The 2,029-nt window shown below is 45.8% G+C and carries 1 protein-coding gene and 1 pseudogene; both read left to right on the forward strand.

Annotated elements, in window-relative coordinates; translation table 11 throughout:
* Window positions 1–214 precede the first annotated feature (214 nt).
* On the forward strand, window positions 215–1,321 hold the full coding sequence (locus F6K52_RS35725; protein ID WP_293089856.1) for an AI-2E family transporter: 1,107 nt from the start codon (window positions 215–217) through the stop codon (window positions 1,319–1,321).
* Between the two features lie 434 nt (window positions 1,322–1,755).
* Window positions 1,756–2,029 (forward strand): annotated as a pseudogene (locus F6K52_RS35730) (hypothetical protein); the annotation flags it as partial.

The following is a 2,029-nucleotide window of genomic DNA, read 5'->3' on the forward strand; positions in this document are numbered from 1 at the left end:
TAAACTAGCCCTTACTCAGTAACATCTAACCGTCTAACCTTCAACCGTCTAACCTTCAACCGTCTAACCCTCAACCGTCTAACCTTCAACCATCTAACCTTCAACCATCTAACCTTCAACCGTCTAACCCTCAACCGTACCTGCAAGCTTCAACTAATTCAGCTGTTTTCTCTGTAGACTATTTGCTAGGCACTCAACATGCAAATGGAAGTCTATGCTACGCCTTAAAATCTCCTTAGCTAATTTACTGCTGATTGTTGCTACTAGCTTGACAATCGTCCTGCTGTGGCAACTGAGAGCTTTGCTAGTAGTACTGATGATTGCAGTAGTGCTCGCATCCACTCTAGCACCAATTATTGATAGTGCTGAAAAGTTAAGGATTCCCCGCTGGCTAGCGGTTATTCTGGTTTATTTAGGCTTAATCGCTGGTTTGACAGGGATCGGCTTAGTGATTGGACCAACAGTAGCTGAACAAATTCAGCGTTTATTTCGGAAACTGCCAGCATATTTGGAGGTTTTAACCTCTTTGTTAGATGCTTTAGCGATTCGCCTAGGGATGACTGAACCAGCTCTGAGTCAAATGTTTGATGCTGGGACCGTTACCTCTTGGGTGATTCGTTCCTCTCAGCAGTTAGTAGTGCAGTCCTATGGATTGACAAGGAGTCTTATTGCTGGAGTGTTTACCGTAATTCTGGCAACACTGCTGTCTGGTTATATGTTATCTGGGTCTGAACAATTGATTAAAGGGGGGGTAAGTTTGTTTCCCAAACCCTGGGATGAAAAATTGGCAGCCCAGGTCAAGCCAGTCAGCCAACGGATGGGGGGTTACATCCAGGGGCGAGTAGTGGTTTCAGGAATTTTAGGCATGGCGATTACTGTTGGTTTAAAATTTTTGGGACTGTCAGAGTTTGCCTTGGGTTTGGGTGTAATTGCTGGGGTGACCAATTTGATTCCCTTCTTTGGTCCGGTCTTGGGAGCAATTCCAGCATTAATTGTGGCAATTGCTCAAGGGGGATGGACTTTCTCGTGGGTATTGTTACTATTTGTGATTATTCAAAATCTAGAAACCTATATTCTTGACCCCCTACTGGTGGGGTCTTCTGTGAGAGTTCACCCCTTATATCAATTGTTGGCAGTGCTAGGTGGTGCAAAGGTTTTGGGGATTCTTGGTGCTTTGATTGTTCCCCCTTGGGTAGCTGGTGCAGCTCTGGTACTAGAAAATTTGTACTTGAAACCGAAACTGGAGGCGGAACAAAATGCTGCTACTATCTCGGCAGCTTCTGAGCCAGACCCCTCGAATGCTCTTTCCCTAAACGGATAGTCTGATAACTATACATTGAGAGATCAGCAATCAGCTATCAGCAATCAGCAATTAGCAATCAGCAATCAGCAATTAGCTATCAGCAATCAGCGAACAGCGATTAGCGCTACGCGCACGCTAATTGAGGTGCTATCAGCTATCAGCCTATGGCCTATGGCCTATGGCCTATGGCCACGCTACTAGATCGGTACTTTTGAATAAAATAAGCTGACGGCTGACGGCTGACGGCTGACGGCTGACCGCTGACCGCTGACCGCTGAGGAAAATAGTCAACCAATTACTAATTACCAATTCCATTAACTGTCTTCAGTAATGCTACAGAGGTTAGAAAGTTAACACTAAAGTACAGTTAACACTAGGCTTCCCTTTCTTTGGTTTCCTATTAGACGGGGCTAAAGCCTCCTGGCTCTCAACTGCAATATTTTTGGTAGCTGATGAATCCCTTCTTTCGCTGCCGATATTGGCTGACGCAAGTGATCTTGGTAGTAATTGGAGCGATCGCGATCGCTTGCCTGATTGCACCTGCGCCAATTGTGGCTCAGGACAATCTAAATCGGGTAACTATTTTCCTCGATGGGCGTCCGCTGTTTGAGGTAGCACCGGCTGGTTCATTAACTGCTCAACAACGGGCTGATTACGCCAGTGATACCCTCAAGCAAATCATCGAGACAGCACCAACAACCATAGACGTAGAAATCGCTGGCACTG

Source organism: Moorena sp. SIO3H5, from assembly GCF_010692395.1.
Classification (GTDB): domain Bacteria; phylum Cyanobacteriota; class Cyanobacteriia; order Cyanobacteriales; family Coleofasciculaceae; genus Moorena.

Excerpts from the sequence above, each read along its gene's own strand:
- F6K52_RS35725 (WP_293089856.1), top strand. The coding sequence starts at position 215 with ATGCTACGCCTTAAAATCTCCTTAGCTAATTTACTGCTGATTGTTGCT.